Source organism: Bacillus massilinigeriensis, assembly GCF_900111815.1.
GTDB classification, from domain to species: Bacteria; Bacillota; Bacilli; order Bacillales; family Cytobacillaceae; genus Mesobacillus_C; species Mesobacillus_C mediterraneensis.
Genome location: NZ_LT630004.1, coordinates 1,658,472 through 1,673,857, shown reverse-complemented (window position 1 = coordinate 1,673,857; position 15,386 = coordinate 1,658,472). Strand labels below are relative to the sequence as shown.

Genomic DNA, 15,386 nt, shown 5'->3' with positions numbered 1-15,386 from the left:
CATGAGTGAGAGCAAAAGAATTACCATTCTAGGTATTGGAAACAGTATTTTTCAAGATGAGGGGATTGGCGTGCATGCACTGCCAATCCTTGAACACCTTTTCCGTGATGATCCGACTGTTGAAATTATGGAAGGCGCTACGGATGGAATGAAGCTCCTAGGCCCAATAGAAGATGCGGAAAGTTTGATTGTCATTGATGCCATCAATGCCGGAAAAGAAGGAGGAACAATAGTGTCACTATATGGCGATGAAATTCCTGCTTATTACGGCATCAAAATGTCTATCCATCAATTAGGTTTTCAAGAAGTGCTGCTTGCCGCTAAGTTAAGAGAGAAATACCCCCAACATATCGTCATGCATGGCATGCAGCCAACCTCTTTGGAACTTGGTGTAAAGTTGTCGGAAACGAACCAAAAAAGTCTTCCGAAACTAATTGATGTTATTGTCTTCCAGGTGGAAAAATGGCGAAACGGCTATTATGAACAGGCTTAATTTTCTAAAAGAAATGCAAATAAGTCTGCTTAAGACAGCAAAATTTATTTATGAGCCGTTCCTTGAAGAAGATACAAATAAGCTAGAGATAGCAACAGATAGAATATTAGGGGTTGAGTGGAAGACGGTTTGTAGGGAAAGCGAAGTAAATGAGGGAATCGAGCTGAAATTCTTTAATGGATTTCCTATCATTATCATTCGTTCAGAGAAGAATGTGAGGGCATTCAGTGGGATATGTCCTTCATGTTCGCAAATTCTTATGATCTCAACACTATATGCAACAGGAAAATGTGTCCAATGCGAAAAAGATACTGATTTTTTGCAAGGAAGCGGTAAGTTGGAAATAACGGAATATCCTATTCGTTTGCAGGAAGGGTATCTTCAAATCTCCTTCTGGAACAGAACTAAAAACAGGAATGATGACCATGCATGAAATGGCTTTGATGGGAGATATTCTCCAGATTATCCAGGAGGATGCGGCAGGAAAAGGTATCGAAAAGATCCAAAAAGTTGAGCTCATTGTCGGAGATATCAGCAATGCGCTTCCTGACGCTCTCGAAATGGCGTTTGAAATATTTAAGGAACAAAATCTGCACTTTTTTGAAAAAGGCGCCAGACTAGTTATCCATCGGGAAGAAGCGAAAGCAGAGTGTATCTTATGTGGAAAAGAATATATCCCGGATCAGAAACTCGCCTTTTGCCCAGACTGCAGCATGCCTTCCGGAAAAATGGTATCAGGCGAAACGTTTCAAATTTTATCGTACGAGGGGAGACAGCAATAATGAAGGTAACTTTGCGCACCGATGTACTGACTAATAATAATAAGGCAGCCGAATACAACCGAGAGATCTTCCAAAATACACACACGCTCGTGATTAATTTAATGAGTTCGCCAGGAGCGGGCAAGACAACACTTTTGGAAGAAACAGTGCGCTCATTGTCTGATAAATATAGAATCGCAGTAATCGAAGGCGACTTGGCAACCGACAGGGATGCGGACAGAATTCGTGCGATGGGAGCCCAAGCTGTTCAAATTAACACACATGGAGGCTGCCATCTTGATGCAAGAATGGTTGCAGCAACACTTCCTGAATTTGATCTGGAGGAAACAGACATTTTGTTCATTGAGAATGTCGGGAACCTTGTATGTCCCTCAGGATATGACTTAGGGCAACAGCATAAAGTGGTGGTGTTGAGCGTTCCGGAAGGCAATGATAAAATTCCGAAATACCCGACTATGTTTTTGAGGACAGAACTGGTTCTTCTCAATAAAATAGATCTTCTGCCATATTTGGATTTCAATGTGGACGAGGCGATTGCTGACTTAATGGGCATTAATCCAGAGTCCAGCTTAATACAACTTTCTGCAAGGACGAAAGAAGGGCTGGATGGGTGGTTCTCTTGGATTGAGGCAGCCTTGAAATCATGCAAAAAGCATTAAATGTCAAAGTAATTGGCCGCGTCCAAGGGGTAGGGTTCAGACCATTTGTTTATAAAATGGCCAAAGCCTTTGGGATTAAAGGAACAGTCCAAAATAATATGGACGGTGTTAACATACATGCAGAAGGTAGTGAAGAAACGCTTTTCGATTTTACGAATAGCATCCTTGTAAATGCTCCAAGGTTATCAAAAGTGAAAGAAGTAAAAAGTGAGGATGCTATTTTTATCGGTATGGATGATTTCCTTATCATTCCAAGTGAAAGAACAGGGGCATCCCAGTTAATCATTCCAATCGATTCAGCGATTTGCCAAGAATGTTTAGATGAAATGAGGAATCCCGAAGATCGAAGATACCAATACCCTTTTATTAACTGTACACAATGTGGACCGAGGTATACCATTATTAGCGAGCTCCCTTATGACAGACCTTACACTTCCATGGATGACTTTCAAATGTGCAAAGCATGTGAAGGAGAATATAATAGCCCTGTTGATAGGAGACACCATGCTCAGCCAATAGCATGCCATAAATGCGGTCCGCAAGTGAAATTATATGATTCATCCGGGAGTGAAATTAAAACCGATAACCCAATTCAATCTGCTTCAACAGCACTCGAGGCAGGGAAAATTGTAGCAATAAAAGGGTTGGGCGGCTATCATCTATCCTGTAACGCAGAAAATGATAACGCAGTAGAAAGATTAAGATTGCGCAAGAAACGACCTAATAAGCCTTTTGCTGTAATGAGTGCGAGTCTCGGAAGTATACAAAACTTCGCGTTGATTAACGAAACGGAGAAACGCTTGCTGGAAAGTCCGGAAGCTCCCATTGTTATACTCGAAAAAAAGTTACCTTCTTCTCTCTCTAATCTCATATCCCCTGGAATGGTAACAATTGGAGCGATGCTTCCATATACTCCTTTGCACCATATGTTATTTGATAGCATGAAGCTAGAAAACCTTGTGATGACAAGCGGAAATGCCTCTGGCCTTCCACTTGTTTACCGGGATAAAGATGCGTTGAAGTATCTGGAAGGAATTGCAGACTATGTTCTCATTCATAATAGGCCTATTTTACATCCTCTCGATGATTCGGTTATGCAGATTTCTGTAATGGGACCAGAAATCATCAGGAGATCGAGAGGATATGTCCCTGATCCAATCTCCTCTCATGATGATGTTAATGGGATTATCGCGTTCGGAGGGCAACAGAAGTCAACCTTTACGATCGGCCGAAACCAGCAAATATTTATTGGGCCGCATATTGGGGATTTGGACAATGTCGAAACGATACAGCATTTTGAAAGAGAGCTCCATCATTTATTATCATGGATCGATACTCCGTTTCATACTGCGGTGCTTGACGCACATCCAGGCTACCATTCCAGGGAAAATGCTAAGTCTTTCCCGTTTAAAGATTTTGTTGAAGTTCAGCATCATCATGCCCATATGGCTGCATGCATGGCGGATAATGGATTATCTGGAGAAGCTTACGGCATTATTCTCGATGGAACTGGTTATGGTGCAGACGGGAAAATTTGGGGATTTGAAATTTTGTATGGCGATACTGGCAATTTCTCAAGGGAAGCTCACTTAAAATACACCCCTTTACCAGGTGGTGATAGAGCAATACGATCCCCATGGAAAAATGCTTCAGCGATGCTTATTAGCTTATTGGGCCATGAAGGAGCTGAAATTGCAAAGCAGGTCTTTCCAACCATAGAAGAAGAAATTGCTGTTATTAGCAATATGGTAGAAAAAGGTATGAATACTGTGGAAGCTGGAAGCTGCGGCAGACTTTTTGATGCAGTTAGTTCAATATGCGGCCTTATCGAAGAATCTTCCTATGAAGGGGAAGCTGCAATCATGCTTTCAGAACTTTGCTGCTGTAAAGACCACGAACATTCTGTCTATCCTTTTGACTTTGAATATGTGGAAGGTCAAATAGTTTTTAATTTTGCCAGGATGTTAAAGGAAATCAGTGTAGATGTATTATCCGGCAGCGATAAATCTTTTATCAGCAGAAAATTTCATGAGACGCTTGTTGTAAGCATAGAAAAGGCTATGATCGTTCTGTTTGAAAGATATCCCGACAGAGCAAAACAAATAGTTCTATCAGGCGGAAGCTTCCAAAATCGGTGGTTATCAGGAAGATTAAAGGAAGTGCTAGAGAATGCTGGATTTCGCGTATACGTTCATCGAGGTATCCCATGCAACGATGGAGGACTATCATTCGGCCAGTTAATTGTTGCTGCAACAAGAAGGAGGAATATTCAATGTGTGTAGGTGTACCCGCAAAAGTTATCGAGAAGCAAGAGTTCTCTGCTGTTGTAGATGTCATGGGTTCAAAGACCACCGTAGGAACTATTTTTGTTCCGGATGTTGCAGAAGGGGATTATGTGATTGTCCATGCTGGACAGGCTATGAGCATTATTGACAAAACGTACGCAAGAGAAAGTGTTGAGGAATGGAGGAAATTCACAAATGCTAGAAGTCCTGAAACAATCCTCAAATCCTGATATTTTAAAACCCTTGCTAATCGCAGTCAAGGAGTTAGCTCAAAAATTTCAAACAGTATATGGCCGAAAGCCTGCATTCATGGAAGTATGCGGTTCACATACGATGTCACTCGCAAGATCAGGAATCAAGCAAGCGATAATAGAAGATGTTAACTTAATTTCCGGTCCAGGATGTCCGGTTTGTGTGACGGATCAGCATTCCATTGACTGTATGATCGAACTTGCAGAAGGGGATGGACGGATTATCTGTACCTTCGGTGATATGATGAAAGTTCCCGGATCAAGGCAGTCACTGATGGATGCGAAAATAAGAGGAAAAGACATTAGAGTTGTATACTCTCCCGTTGATGCAATAGACATTGCGGAAAAAAATCCTGATAAAGATATTATTTTCCTAGGAATCGGTTTCGAAACAACGATTCCTATATTGGCTCTTCTAATAAAAGATGCGAAGGCTAGGAGTATCGATAATTTTTCCATTTGGATGTCAACGAAGCTCGTGGAACCAATATTGCGTACCCTTCTCAATGCTGGTGATGTGATACTTGATGGATTTCTTCTCCCAGGACATGTCTCTATTATCCTTGGAGAAGAAGCTTACGGTTTTCTGCCTCAAGAATACAAGATAGGCGGCGTTATCTCTGGTTTCGAACCAGCAGAAATGCTCAGCGGAATTCATAAGCTTTTGGAAATGGTCTTAGTTAAACAGCCTTTAATCGTGAATGATCATCGAGCTGTTGTGAAAAAACAAGGAAATGCTGTAGCAAAGAAGTTGATGGAAGAGTATTTTTCTGTATCTGACGAAGCATGGCGAGGAATTGGAACTATTCCAGAGAGCGGTCTAGACTTGCGTCAGGAATATAATCAGTATAATGCCAAAATACGTCATCATGTGAATCCAGGGGAACCAAAGAAAACAAAATGCAGATGCGGCGAAGTAATTAGAGGTTTCATTCGCCCGACAGGGTGCGCTCTTTTCGGAAAAGCTTGTAAACCGACAAATCCTATTGGTCCTTGCATGGTTTCTGCCGAAGGAAGCTGTTCTGCTTATTACCAATACTTAAGGGAGATTGACTGATGGAACAAAGAATTAGTCTAGCTCATGGTGACGGCGGTGAGCTCAGCCACCAATTAATCAAGAATGTGTTTATTAAGGCTTTTGGTCACAGAGATAAGGCAATGTTTGATGCCGCCTCACTTACATTGCCAGGAAATGAAATTGCCGTTACAACAGATTCATTTGTCATTAAGCCAATATTCTTTCCTGGGGGCAGCATCGGCAAACTCGCTGTTGCTGGAACAGTGAACGATTTGGCCGTAAGCGGAGCTCGACCGCTTTATCTCGCTTGCGGTTTTGTCATTGAGGAAGGATACAGGCTATCGGACTTAAAAAGGATAGTAGCAGATATGGCACTAGAAGCAAAGAAAGCAGGAGTCGCAATTGTTGCAGGAGATACAAAGGTTGTTGAGCGTGGAAGTGCTGATGGTGTTTACATCAATACGACGGGTATTGGGGTCTATGAAGACGAGAAAAAGCCTAATCTTGCCTTTAAGACTGGAGATGCGGTCATTATTTCCGGAACAATTGGGGACCATGGAATGGCTATTCTCGGAGCACGTGGAGAGCTCGGGATTACCGTACCGGTTGAAAGTGATTGCGCTTCGCTGAACAGCATGCTAATGAAAATCGTGAAAGATGTCGAAGATGTAAGGATTATGAGGGACCCGACAAGGGGAGGTTTGGCAACAACGCTCGTAGAGATAACGGAGGACTTTTCTATTACCATTACAATAAAGGAGTCAAGTATTCCAGTTAGAGAAGAAATAGATGGTATGTGTGAGCTAATTGGTTTTGATCCGCTTTATGTTGCAAACGAAGGAAAAGCTATTATTATCGTAGCGGAGGATCAAGTGGATAAAGCACTTAGCATTATGAATGGTTACCCTGAAGGAAAGGAAGCCGTTGTAATCGGTACAGTTTCTAGTTTGGAAAAAGGCAGGCTGCTCTTAGAAACTCCAATTGGGTCAAAGCGACTTCTTTCAAGGCTTTCCGGAAGCATGCTTCCAAGAATATGCTAAAAATTTTTTCGTTAATTATTAGAGTATTTATTGAATGGAAATACTTTTTATGTGAATTATCGGTTATAATAGAAACAAACGGGTATAAAGAGGATGATATTTTGTTATTCAAAAGCCTGGAGTTCAAAAATTTTATTGGACAGAAGGTAAAAGTCATTGATATTCCTGTCCTGCAGGAAGATAGCCCACATTTTTTCATGATTCAGGTCCGTTTGCAAACGTTTATAACCATTCTATATCGAGACAGGAAATTGGGAAGTGTACACTCTTTCAGAGATTACCTTAAACGAACAATGAAGTGGCCGGAGTATGAAAGATTGTTTACTTCTGGTGAACTGAAGAACAACGCTTGACGGAAGGGCACCGGAAAATGGTGCCCTTTTTTCTATTCGTGCTTATGTTTTTCATATTAGCCGCAATATCATGTATAATGGCAAGGGAAGTGTTTTTTGATATGGGTAAAATAAAAATAGTAACAGATTCAACAGCAGATCTGGCTGAAGATATGATCAGCCGGTATGATATTCGTATCGTACCTCTTTCCATTATAATTGATGGAAAGCATTACTTGGATAGAGTAGACATCTCACCCGAGGAATTCCTTGATGAAATGAAGAAGTCACCTGAACTTCCAAAAAGCTCACAGCCTTCAGTTGGAGAATTCCTTAAAGTGTTTGATGAACTTGGTGAGGATGGGTATGAAGTTCTTTCTATTCATATGACTGGAGGCATGAGCGGCACTGTCCGTTCTGCACAAAGTGCTGCAGAGATGTCTAAGGCAAATGTAACGGTAGTGGATTCCATGTTCATCTCAAAAGGACTTGCCTTTCAAGTTGAAGAAGCTGCAGTGATGGCCTCACAAGAAATGAATATGGAAGAAATTATTGCAAGGATCGATGTAGTAAGGGAACAAACAAGGCTTTTCGTTGTTGTAGACACCCTTGAAAACCTTTTGAAGGGTGGAAGAATCGGAAAAGGAAAGGCAATGATTGGATCGCTCTTGAATATTAAGCCTATTGCTTCCTTAGAAGGAGGAGAGTATACGCCTGTTTCTAAAGCCAGAAGTCATTCTCAAGTCGTTAAATATTTGTCCAAGCAGTTTGCTGAGGATGTTAAAGGGAAGGTCGTTAAGGGTATTGGATTGACACATGCAGAGGGGATGGAACTTGCAACAAAGTTAAAAGAGGCAATCAAGGAATTGACAGGCTATACCAAGGTCGATATGGAAGTGACTACACCTATTATAAGCACTCATACAGGCACAGGGGCAATTGGGTTCATGTATTATTTTGAGTAAGGTTAAATTTGATCTTTAAAGAGAATGATAGCGGGTGATAATTTGAGAGCCAAGTGGCTTGCTTTACCATTAATGATCCTTATTTTCATCGCGGGATGCGGAGATAAAGGGATTGAAAATCCATTAAACTATGAAATTAAGGACTTTACATTTACAAATCAGGAAGACAAGCCTTTCGGTCTGAAGGACCTGAAAGGAAAAATATGGGTGGCGGATTTTATCTTTACGAGTTGCGATACAATTTGTCCTCCAATGACGGCAAATATGCTGAAGCTTCAAGATATGGTAAAAGAAGAGAAATTAAAGAATGTCGAGTTTGTATCTTTTAGCGTTGATCCAACTGTTGATAATCCTAAGATATTGAAAGATTACAGTGAGAAATTCCATGTTGATACAAAAAACTGGAGCTTTCTCACAGGATATTCTCAGGAGGAAATTGAAACATTCGCGATGGATAACTTTAAGACACTTGTAAAGAAACCGGAGACCGGGGACCAAGTAGTTCACCAGTCCTATTTTTTCCTTGTTGACCAGGAAGGAAAGATTATGAAATCCTATTCCGGTTCAAAGGAAGTCCCGTTTGATGATATCCTCAAAGATATCAAATCACTAGATTAAGGGCCCGAACGGGCTCTTTTTTTACCTGAAAGAATCATCCTAATGCACGGTGAAAATTCAAGTCACGAGGCGAAAGAGGAGAGATAGCTAATGAATAAATGGAAACTAGCATTTTTTGCTTTGCTAGGTGCTTTGGTGATTGGAGCAGGAATTCTCGTCACAATGATATTGGCACCAGTGGAAGATGGAAAAGAAATTTCTCGAAGTGGCAACGGAAAATCTGATACGGTCAAACTTCATGTTAGGACAAATAAAGATGATTTGAACCGGGTGATTAGCCATTATCTCGCGGAAGAATCCGAAAAAGGGTCTGTTGATTACCAGGTCAATCTCAACGAAGATGTAGAGTTTTATGGGACTATTCCACTGTTTAAGGAACGAGCAAGAATAAAAGCGACCTTTGAGCCTAGCACAATGGATAATGGAGATATTGTATTGAGACAAAAATCCTTATCTGTTGGCAATCTTCATTTGCCTGTATCCTACATGTTGAGATTGCTTCATCGTAATGGTCAGCTGCCGAAGTTCGTACATATCCAACCTGACGAAGAAACAATTTATGTGTCGCTTAAGGAAATAGAATTAAAAAGAGGTGCCGGCATAAGGGCGGAGAAATTTGACTTGAAGGAAGATAATATTGCGTTTACATTGCTTCTGCCTGCTAAAAAATAACTATTTCATTAGTGTGAGTTGAATGCGCCATAATTCTTTGTTTTCCTAGAATGAATTTGGTTACAATAGGGAATAGAAAGTAAGAACTGTGAAAGTAGGTGGAGAGCTTGAAACATTCTAATATTGAAGAGGCGACATTTGCGGGAGGTTGCTTTTGGTGCATGGTAAAGCCCTTCGTGGAGACTCCCGGTATCATAAGCGTTGTTTCTGGCTATACCGGAGGTCATACAAAGAATCCGACATATGAGGAAGTATGCAGCGGTATAACAGGTCATACTGAAGCAGTGAAAATCACTTTCGATCATGAAGTTTTTCCATATAGCGAACTCGTAAAGCTATTCTGGAGGCAAATAGATCCAACCGATGCAGGAGGTCAATTCTACGATAGAGGCGAGTCATATAAACAAGCTGTTTATTATCACAATGAGAATCAGAAAAAAATTGCTGAACAATACAAGCAAGAGCTTGATGAAAGTGGCATTTTCAATAAGGCGATTGTAACTGAAATTTTGCCAGCAACAACATTTTATCCAGCAGAAGAATATCACCAGGATTATTATAAGAAAAATCCTCTAAGATATAGTGCTTATCAAGAAGGTTCGGGACGTGCAGCTTACATTCGGAAGCATTGGGGGGATCGGCATGAATAAGGAAGAATTAAAGAAAAAGCTTTCACCAATGGAGTATGAAGTAACCCAAAATAACAGAACGGAACCGCCGTTTCAAAATAAATATTGGAACGAATCCCGAGATGGAATTTACGTCGATGTCGTTTCAGGGAAACCATTGTTCAGCTCCCTTGATAAATATGATGCAGGTTGCGGTTGGCCAAGTTTTACAAAGCCAATTGATTCTTTGGAAATTCTTGAAAAAGTGGACTATTCTCACGGAATGGTCAGAACGGAGGTTCGCAGCTCAACTGCTGACTCCCACTTGGGCCATGTTTTCGATGATGGGCCAGGCATGGAAGGATTAAGGTATTGCATTAATTCTGCAGCACTGCGGTTCGTACCAAAGGAAAAATTAGAAGAAGAGGGTTTTGGTGCTTATTTGCCAATGTTTGATAATTTAGGTAAAGTGAAAGGATGAGCAAATTGTTCAAGAAATTTTTTGGAAAGAAAGAACAACACGGGAAGTTTGTTACGTTACTCGCGCCGTTAACAGGGAGCATGGTAAAACTGGAAGATGTACCAGATCCCGTATTTTCCGAGAAGATGATGGGAGACGGGCTTGCCATTGACCCAACAGAGGGTATGGCAGTTTCACCCGTTGATGGTGAGGTGATTCAAATTTTCCCGACAAAGCATGCGATCGGAATCAGGTCGGAAACTGGAGTGGAAATTCTCCTGCATATCGGACTCGAGACTGTCGGCTTAAAAGGTGCGGGATTTGAGGCGCATGTTAAGGAGGGTGATGCTATCAAGGCTGGTGATCTCCTTATGAGCTTCGATTTACAGATGATTCGAGACAAGGCGAAAAGCACGGTTACACCTGTTATTATTACGAACAGCGATGCTGTTTTATCAGTAGAAAAAATAGAAACAGGGAAAACAGAAAAAGGCACCACTGCCTTTATGAAAGTTCATTTAAAATAATGGAAAGGTACAGGCTGAGAACCTGTACCTTTTTTCAATCATAATGTATTTGATGTTTTCTTCGCCGTCATACCGCCTGACAAAATGAACTTCATAGCATCCTCAGGTTTCACGTTCAGTACTTCAAGTTCGTCTTTCCGCACAAAGAAAGTAAATCCTGCTACTTGGAATGTCTGGGGAATGTAAACGGCCGCATAATCCTCCAACGGACTATAGAAAGCTGCTAAATCGTCTGCTGTAATAAAACCCATACTTTTCATTCCTGTAGCTGGTATTGTGACAAGCACCACGATGGAAAAAGATTTTTTCTCTCCAAGAAAGGAACGAAGAGTATCTTTGATGACGGAGTAAATAGTTTTCACAATAGGGATTCTGTCAAGGATCCTGTCTGTTATCCTGACAATAGTTCCGGTGATGAAACGCGTTGACAGCCAGCCAAGAAGGGTGATGAGGATAAGAGTGAGCAATAGTCCAAACCCTGGAATATAATCATTCTTCATAAACGGTTCAAGGAAACTTCCGAGCAACCCGTCCAGGAACATAAAGGTCTTGTAACAGACAAAGATAACTAGAATGATGGGAACGATGGTCAGTATCCCGTTAAGAAAATTTTTAAAAAGCTTTTTCATTTTTTTCTCCCTTGTATGGTTATGTCTGTAAAGATACATTGTTATAAAGGATTATTCAATCTTTTTTTCTTTTCTGCACATAAGATAGAAGAAATCTGAATGTTCCCTTGGTCTGACGAATTATGGGAGGATTTTTGATTGATCACTTCGAATTTTACTGTATGTTTTCCTTCTTCAAGTCCGCTGGCTACGTACAGGTTTCTTTCCCTTGGAAAAGGCCACCATGTGGAGATGGTTCGAATGTATTTTCCATCAATGTATACTTTCACCATTCCGCCGTTTTCCTTTCTTGTTAGCTTTACTCCCAGCATGGGACCATCAAAGTGGAATTGAATATAATCCCCGGGTGTGCTACTGGTGTAAAAATCTTCCTCATTTATAAATCCCTCCATTTTTTTGGCTCTGCCGACCGTCTTTAATGTAAATTCGGAATTTGCATAAAGGCTATTTTTAAGCTGGGCGATATTTGGCTTGTTTTTGCTGTTTTTTAACAGGATATTGAATATTTCGTTGGCATAAAGCTGATAGCCGGTACCATTTGGATGAACAGTATCAGCTGTCAACTTCTCTGTAAGCATACCGGTTTCACGAAAAACCTTTCGCATATCGATATTTTTGGCTCCGTAATGATAAGAAATTCGCTGGATTTGTCGTGCAAAATCATCCTGTTTTAAGGGGCTTTCTGTAATGGTGATGATTTCTGCGTCAGGGAATCTTGTCTTTGCATCCCTTAACAGCTTATCATAAAAATACGAAAACTCGTGAGCATCCATGTATTTGCGATCGTTCTCTCCAAAAAAGATAAAAATGACATCAGGTGGACGAAGCCTTGAAGAAGTTTGGAAACGGTATATTCCTTCAAAGGCGGTTGCTCCACTTTGGACAATCGACTGTCGTTTCGCCTGCACTCCCATTTTATCCTTAAGAAGGACTTCCAATTGGCTGTACCAGCGATCTTCAATTGCTTCAGCTCCGGAACCTCTGCCAATACTATCTCCAATTACCAAGTAATGAATATTTCGTCCATTGGAGAGTTTTTCGTATACAGTATTGGCTTTACCTGTCCCAGAGGAAGTTGCTGTCTCAAGAAAATATATTGCCAATGCAATTATTCCAACCGTGCCTGTAATAAACAAGTTTTTACGCATTAAATAATCATCCTTATAACTTAGATTTCTGCATTCCTATTTAAATTTACCCTATATGGCCAAAGCAATAACAACTTTCTTTAATAGGACAAATAACGAACATTTTAATTGACATTGATATAAATAGTTCGCTTTTAGGTTGACCATCACTATTGTATTTGCTATATTTAGCTTTGGTTAAGAAAAATAACTGATAAGCGGTGATATAGCATGAAAACAAATTATGATGTAATAGTTGTCGGCGCTGGACCGGCTGGAATATTTACCTGCTATGAACTTACGTTAAAGCTGCCAGAAGCAAAAGTGCTTCTGATTGATAAAGGTCACGATATTTATTCGAGAAATTGCCCTATCCTTCAGAAAAAAATTGAAAAATGTCCTCCTCCTGCTGGTAAAAAAGGTTTTGCAGGATGTCTTCCGGCTTGTTCCATTACGAATGGCTTTGGGGGTGCTGGGGCGTATTCTGATGGGAAGTTTAATATAACAAGTGAATTTGGCGGCTGGATGACTGAATATCTACCTGAATCAAAAGTAGTCGAGCTGATTAAATATGTGGACATGATAAACTTAGATCACGGCGCAACTGAGAGCATCACCGATCCGCTTACAGATAAAGTACGGGATATTGAACGAAGGGGTTATGCTGCGGGACTAAAGCTCCTGCGGGCACAGGTCCGACATTTAGGTACAGAACAGAACCTAGCAATACTAAAAAGCATCTATGAATATTTACTGACAAAAATTGAAATGAAATTCAAAGCGGAAGTTGATGACTTAATAACGGATAAGCATAACGGCAGCTATATCGCTCGTGGCATCAAGCTCAAATCCGGGGAGGAATTTACAGCTGAAAAGGTGGTCATCACACCTGGGCGTGACGGCTCTAAATGGCTTACAGGGCTGTTGAAATCCAGACGTTTGAAAATGATCAATAACCAGGTTGACATCGGTGTCCGGGTGGAGACTTCTAATGTAGTGATGGAAGAAATTAACGAGAATCTCTATGAAGGAAAGTTTGTTTATAACACTTCTGTCGGAACAAAGGTTAGAACTTTCTGCAGCAATCCTTCCGGCCATGTTGTGGTTGAGAATCATTCAGGAATTATGCTTGCGAACGGTCATGCGTATAAAGATCCTGATCTTGGCAGCCCAAACACTAATTTTGCACTCTTAGTATCACATACTTTCTCAGAGCCTTTCGATAAGCCTAATGAATTCGCACATGAAGTGTCCCGCCTTGCTAATAGCCTTTCAAGTGGAGGCTTAATTGTTCAAAAGTATGGCGATATTCTAAAAGGCCGCAGATCGACATCAAAGAGAATTAAAGAGGGCTTTCTTGAACCGACGTTGAAGGAGGCTGTTCCGGGGGACCTTGGACTTGTGCTGCCATATAATACAATGAAAAGTCTTATTGAGATGACAGAAGCGCTCAACTTTGTAACTCCTGGATTGGCATCGGAGCATACGCTTTTCTATGGTGTGGAAGCGAAGTTTTATTCTGCAAGACCGAAGCTTAACGATAAATTCGAAACGGAAATCACTGGTCTTTATGTTGGAGGAGACGGCGCAGGAATCACTAGAGGACTAGCTCAAGCAAGTGCATGCGGAGTCTGGATTGCAACTGACATTATTGAAAAACTTCAGACAGGAAATAAATCGGAGCCTGTCTTTGCATAATATGTTCCAAGGTCCGTTCATTTGAGCGGGCTTTTTCTTTTGAAAAAACAGTGTGGACTCCTCTCCTGTTTGATAAAATAAACTTTATTGAGTGAATATATGGAGGGGTAATTATGATTCCAGATAGATTACAGCCTGGTGATGAAATTAGAGTGATTGCACCAGCCACTTCAATGGCTGTCCTTAAAAAAGCCCAATTGGAACTTGCGCAGAATAGGCTTGAACGATTCGGTTTCAAGGTGACATATGGAAAACATACGAGCGGTCATGATGAGTTTTTCAGTACATCAGTAGAAGACAGGCTTGCGGATTTGCATGATGCTTTTGCTGATCCCAAAGTAAAATGTATCTTGGCGGCACTTGGAGGATACAACTCGAATCAGTTATTAAAGAAAATTGACTATAGCCTAATTGAGAAAAATCCGAAAATAGTTTGCGGATATAGTGATATTACTGCACTACAGTTATCCCTATTTCACAAGACAGGACTTGTCACCTATTCTGGACCATTTTTCTCCAGTTTCGGTATGAAGCATGGATTTCAATACTCGCTAGATTCGTTTTTGGAAGCAGTAACGAATGATGCTTCTTACGATATAGAACCATCAGAATCTTGGTCAGAAGATGCGTGGTACCTCGACCAGGAGAACCGAACTTTTCATGAGAATAGAGGATTTCTCACTATTCAACAAGGGAAGGCTGAAGGGAGATTAATTGGCGGTAATCTGTCCTCGATAAACCTTTTGCAAGGAACAGAATATATGCCTTCACTAAAGAACTCGATACTATTTATTGAAGATGATGAAGAATCGCATTTGCGCACTTTTGATCGTGATTTACAGTCGCTTCTACACCTTCCTAATGCAGATGGTATTCAAGGGGTCCTTATTGGTAGATTCCAGAAAGACTCAGGGGTCACGGAGGAGGCATTAAGAAAAATCATTTCTTCTAAAGAGGAATTGACAGGGGTACCGGTCATCGCTCATGTGAACTTTGGACACGTGAATCCAATTGCCACCATTCCAATAGGGTGTAAAGCCAGCATAAATACTATGGATGGGAATATGGATATTACCGTTTATCATGAAGAGTAAATTGACAGTGAAAGCACCCGATTATGGGTGCTTTTTTCTATTTACCACGAAAGATTTGTCCAGGCCCAACATACAATCAATTATAATCAAAAGATTTTCTGAACTTTTCAGAGAAAGAGATGTGAGAA

Annotated in this window: 19 protein-coding genes; 17 read left to right on the top strand and 2 right to left on the bottom strand. The window is 40.8% G+C overall.

Annotated elements, in window-relative coordinates; all coding sequences use genetic code 11:
* Position 1 precedes the first annotated feature (1 nt).
* The 15 genes from BQ5796_RS08760 (at position 2) to BQ5796_RS08690 (ending at position 10,710) form a co-directional block, all read left to right on the top strand.
* A complete protein-coding gene (locus tag BQ5796_RS08760; protein ID WP_234969326.1) occupies positions 2 to 493 on the top strand; it encodes a HyaD/HybD family hydrogenase maturation endopeptidase in 492 nt (163 codons plus the stop codon).
* Complete coding sequence (locus BQ5796_RS08755; protein ID WP_071459884.1) at positions 480 to 926, top strand: Rieske (2Fe-2S) protein; 447 nt, start codon at positions 480 to 482, stop codon at positions 924 to 926. Before BQ5796_RS08760 ends, BQ5796_RS08755 begins: the two co-directional genes overlap by 14 nt.
* Positions 919 to 1,275, top strand: a complete 357-nt coding sequence (locus tag BQ5796_RS08750) for a hydrogenase maturation nickel metallochaperone HypA/HybF (protein ID WP_071459883.1) — start codon at positions 919 to 921, stop codon at positions 1,273 to 1,275. Before BQ5796_RS08755 ends, BQ5796_RS08750 begins: the two co-directional genes overlap by 8 nt.
* On the top strand, positions 1,275 to 1,934 hold the full coding sequence (gene hypB / locus BQ5796_RS08745; RefSeq protein ID WP_071459882.1) for a hydrogenase nickel incorporation protein HypB: 660 nt from the start codon (positions 1,275 to 1,277) through the stop codon (positions 1,932 to 1,934). Before BQ5796_RS08750 ends, hypB begins: the two co-directional genes overlap by 1 nt.
* Entirely contained in the window at positions 1,919 to 4,216 is a 2,298-nt protein-coding gene (gene hypF, locus BQ5796_RS08740) for a carbamoyltransferase HypF (protein WP_071459881.1), read from the top strand. Before hypB ends, hypF begins: the two co-directional genes overlap by 16 nt.
* Complete coding sequence (locus tag BQ5796_RS08735; RefSeq protein ID WP_071459880.1) at positions 4,207 to 4,449, top strand: HypC/HybG/HupF family hydrogenase formation chaperone; 243 nt, start codon at positions 4,207 to 4,209, stop codon at positions 4,447 to 4,449. The genes hypF and BQ5796_RS08735 overlap by 10 nt, the downstream gene beginning before the upstream one ends.
* Positions 4,415 to 5,527, top strand: a complete 1,113-nt coding sequence (gene hypD / locus BQ5796_RS08730; RefSeq protein ID WP_071459879.1) for a hydrogenase formation protein HypD — start codon at positions 4,415 to 4,417, stop codon at positions 5,525 to 5,527. The genes BQ5796_RS08735 and hypD overlap by 35 nt, the downstream gene beginning before the upstream one ends.
* Complete coding sequence (gene hypE / locus BQ5796_RS08725) at positions 5,527 to 6,528, top strand: hydrogenase expression/formation protein HypE (protein WP_071459878.1); 1,002 nt, start codon at positions 5,527 to 5,529, stop codon at positions 6,526 to 6,528. The genes hypD and hypE overlap by 1 nt, the downstream gene beginning before the upstream one ends.
* Positions 6,529 to 6,629: 101 nt before the next feature.
* Positions 6,630 to 6,881, top strand: coding sequence for a DUF2535 family protein (locus BQ5796_RS08720; protein WP_071461223.1), 252 nt, complete (start codon positions 6,630 to 6,632; stop codon positions 6,879 to 6,881).
* A gap of 101 nt (positions 6,882 to 6,982) precedes the next feature.
* Complete coding sequence (locus tag BQ5796_RS08715; protein WP_071461222.1) at positions 6,983 to 7,825, top strand: DegV family protein; 843 nt, start codon at positions 6,983 to 6,985, stop codon at positions 7,823 to 7,825.
* Between the two features lie 42 nt (positions 7,826 to 7,867).
* Complete coding sequence (locus tag BQ5796_RS08710) at positions 7,868 to 8,443, top strand: SCO family protein (RefSeq protein WP_071459877.1); 576 nt, start codon at positions 7,868 to 7,870, stop codon at positions 8,441 to 8,443.
* Between the two features lie 90 nt (positions 8,444 to 8,533).
* Positions 8,534 to 9,115 carry a YpmS family protein gene (locus BQ5796_RS08705; protein WP_071459876.1) on the top strand — a complete coding sequence of 194 codons (582 nt, stop codon included), beginning with the start codon at positions 8,534 to 8,536 and terminating at the stop codon, positions 9,113 to 9,115.
* Positions 9,116 to 9,276: 161 nt separating this feature from the next.
* Complete coding sequence (msrA, locus tag BQ5796_RS08700) at positions 9,277 to 9,765, top strand: peptide-methionine (S)-S-oxide reductase MsrA (RefSeq protein ID WP_071461221.1); 489 nt, start codon at positions 9,277 to 9,279, stop codon at positions 9,763 to 9,765.
* Positions 9,758 to 10,204, top strand: a complete 447-nt coding sequence (gene msrB / locus BQ5796_RS08695) for a peptide-methionine (R)-S-oxide reductase MsrB (RefSeq protein ID WP_071459875.1) — start codon at positions 9,758 to 9,760, stop codon at positions 10,202 to 10,204. Before msrA ends, msrB begins: the two co-directional genes overlap by 8 nt.
* 5 nt (positions 10,205 to 10,209) lie before the next feature.
* A complete protein-coding gene (locus tag BQ5796_RS08690) occupies positions 10,210 to 10,710 on the top strand; it encodes a PTS sugar transporter subunit IIA (RefSeq protein WP_071459874.1) in 501 nt (166 codons plus the stop codon).
* A 38-nt stretch (positions 10,711 to 10,748) separates the two neighbouring features.
* On the opposite strand, the gene BQ5796_RS08685 is transcribed toward BQ5796_RS08690, so the two are convergent.
* Entirely contained in the window at positions 10,749 to 11,339 is a 591-nt protein-coding gene (locus tag BQ5796_RS08685) for a DUF502 domain-containing protein (RefSeq protein WP_071459873.1), read from the bottom strand.
* Positions 11,340 to 11,380: 41 nt separating this feature from the next.
* Positions 11,381 to 12,487 carry an SGNH/GDSL hydrolase family protein gene (locus tag BQ5796_RS08680; RefSeq protein WP_071459872.1) on the bottom strand — a complete coding sequence of 369 codons (1,107 nt, stop codon included), beginning with the start codon at positions 12,485 to 12,487 and terminating at the stop codon, positions 11,381 to 11,383.
* Positions 12,488 to 12,697: 210 nt separating this feature from the next.
* Between BQ5796_RS08680 and BQ5796_RS08675 the strand changes: the two genes are divergently transcribed.
* Both BQ5796_RS08675 and BQ5796_RS08670 read left to right on the top strand, forming a co-directional pair.
* Positions 12,698 to 14,164 (top strand): NAD(P)/FAD-dependent oxidoreductase, encoded by a 1,467-nt coding sequence (locus tag BQ5796_RS08675; RefSeq protein WP_071459871.1) that lies wholly within the window; start codon positions 12,698 to 12,700, stop codon positions 14,162 to 14,164.
* A 113-nt stretch (positions 14,165 to 14,277) separates the two neighbouring features.
* The gene (locus BQ5796_RS08670) at positions 14,278 to 15,258 is read left to right on the top strand and encodes a S66 peptidase family protein (protein ID WP_071459870.1); all 981 of its coding nucleotides are present in this window, start codon (positions 14,278 to 14,280) and stop codon (positions 15,256 to 15,258) included.
* The last annotated feature ends 128 nt before the right edge of the window (positions 15,259 to 15,386 follow it).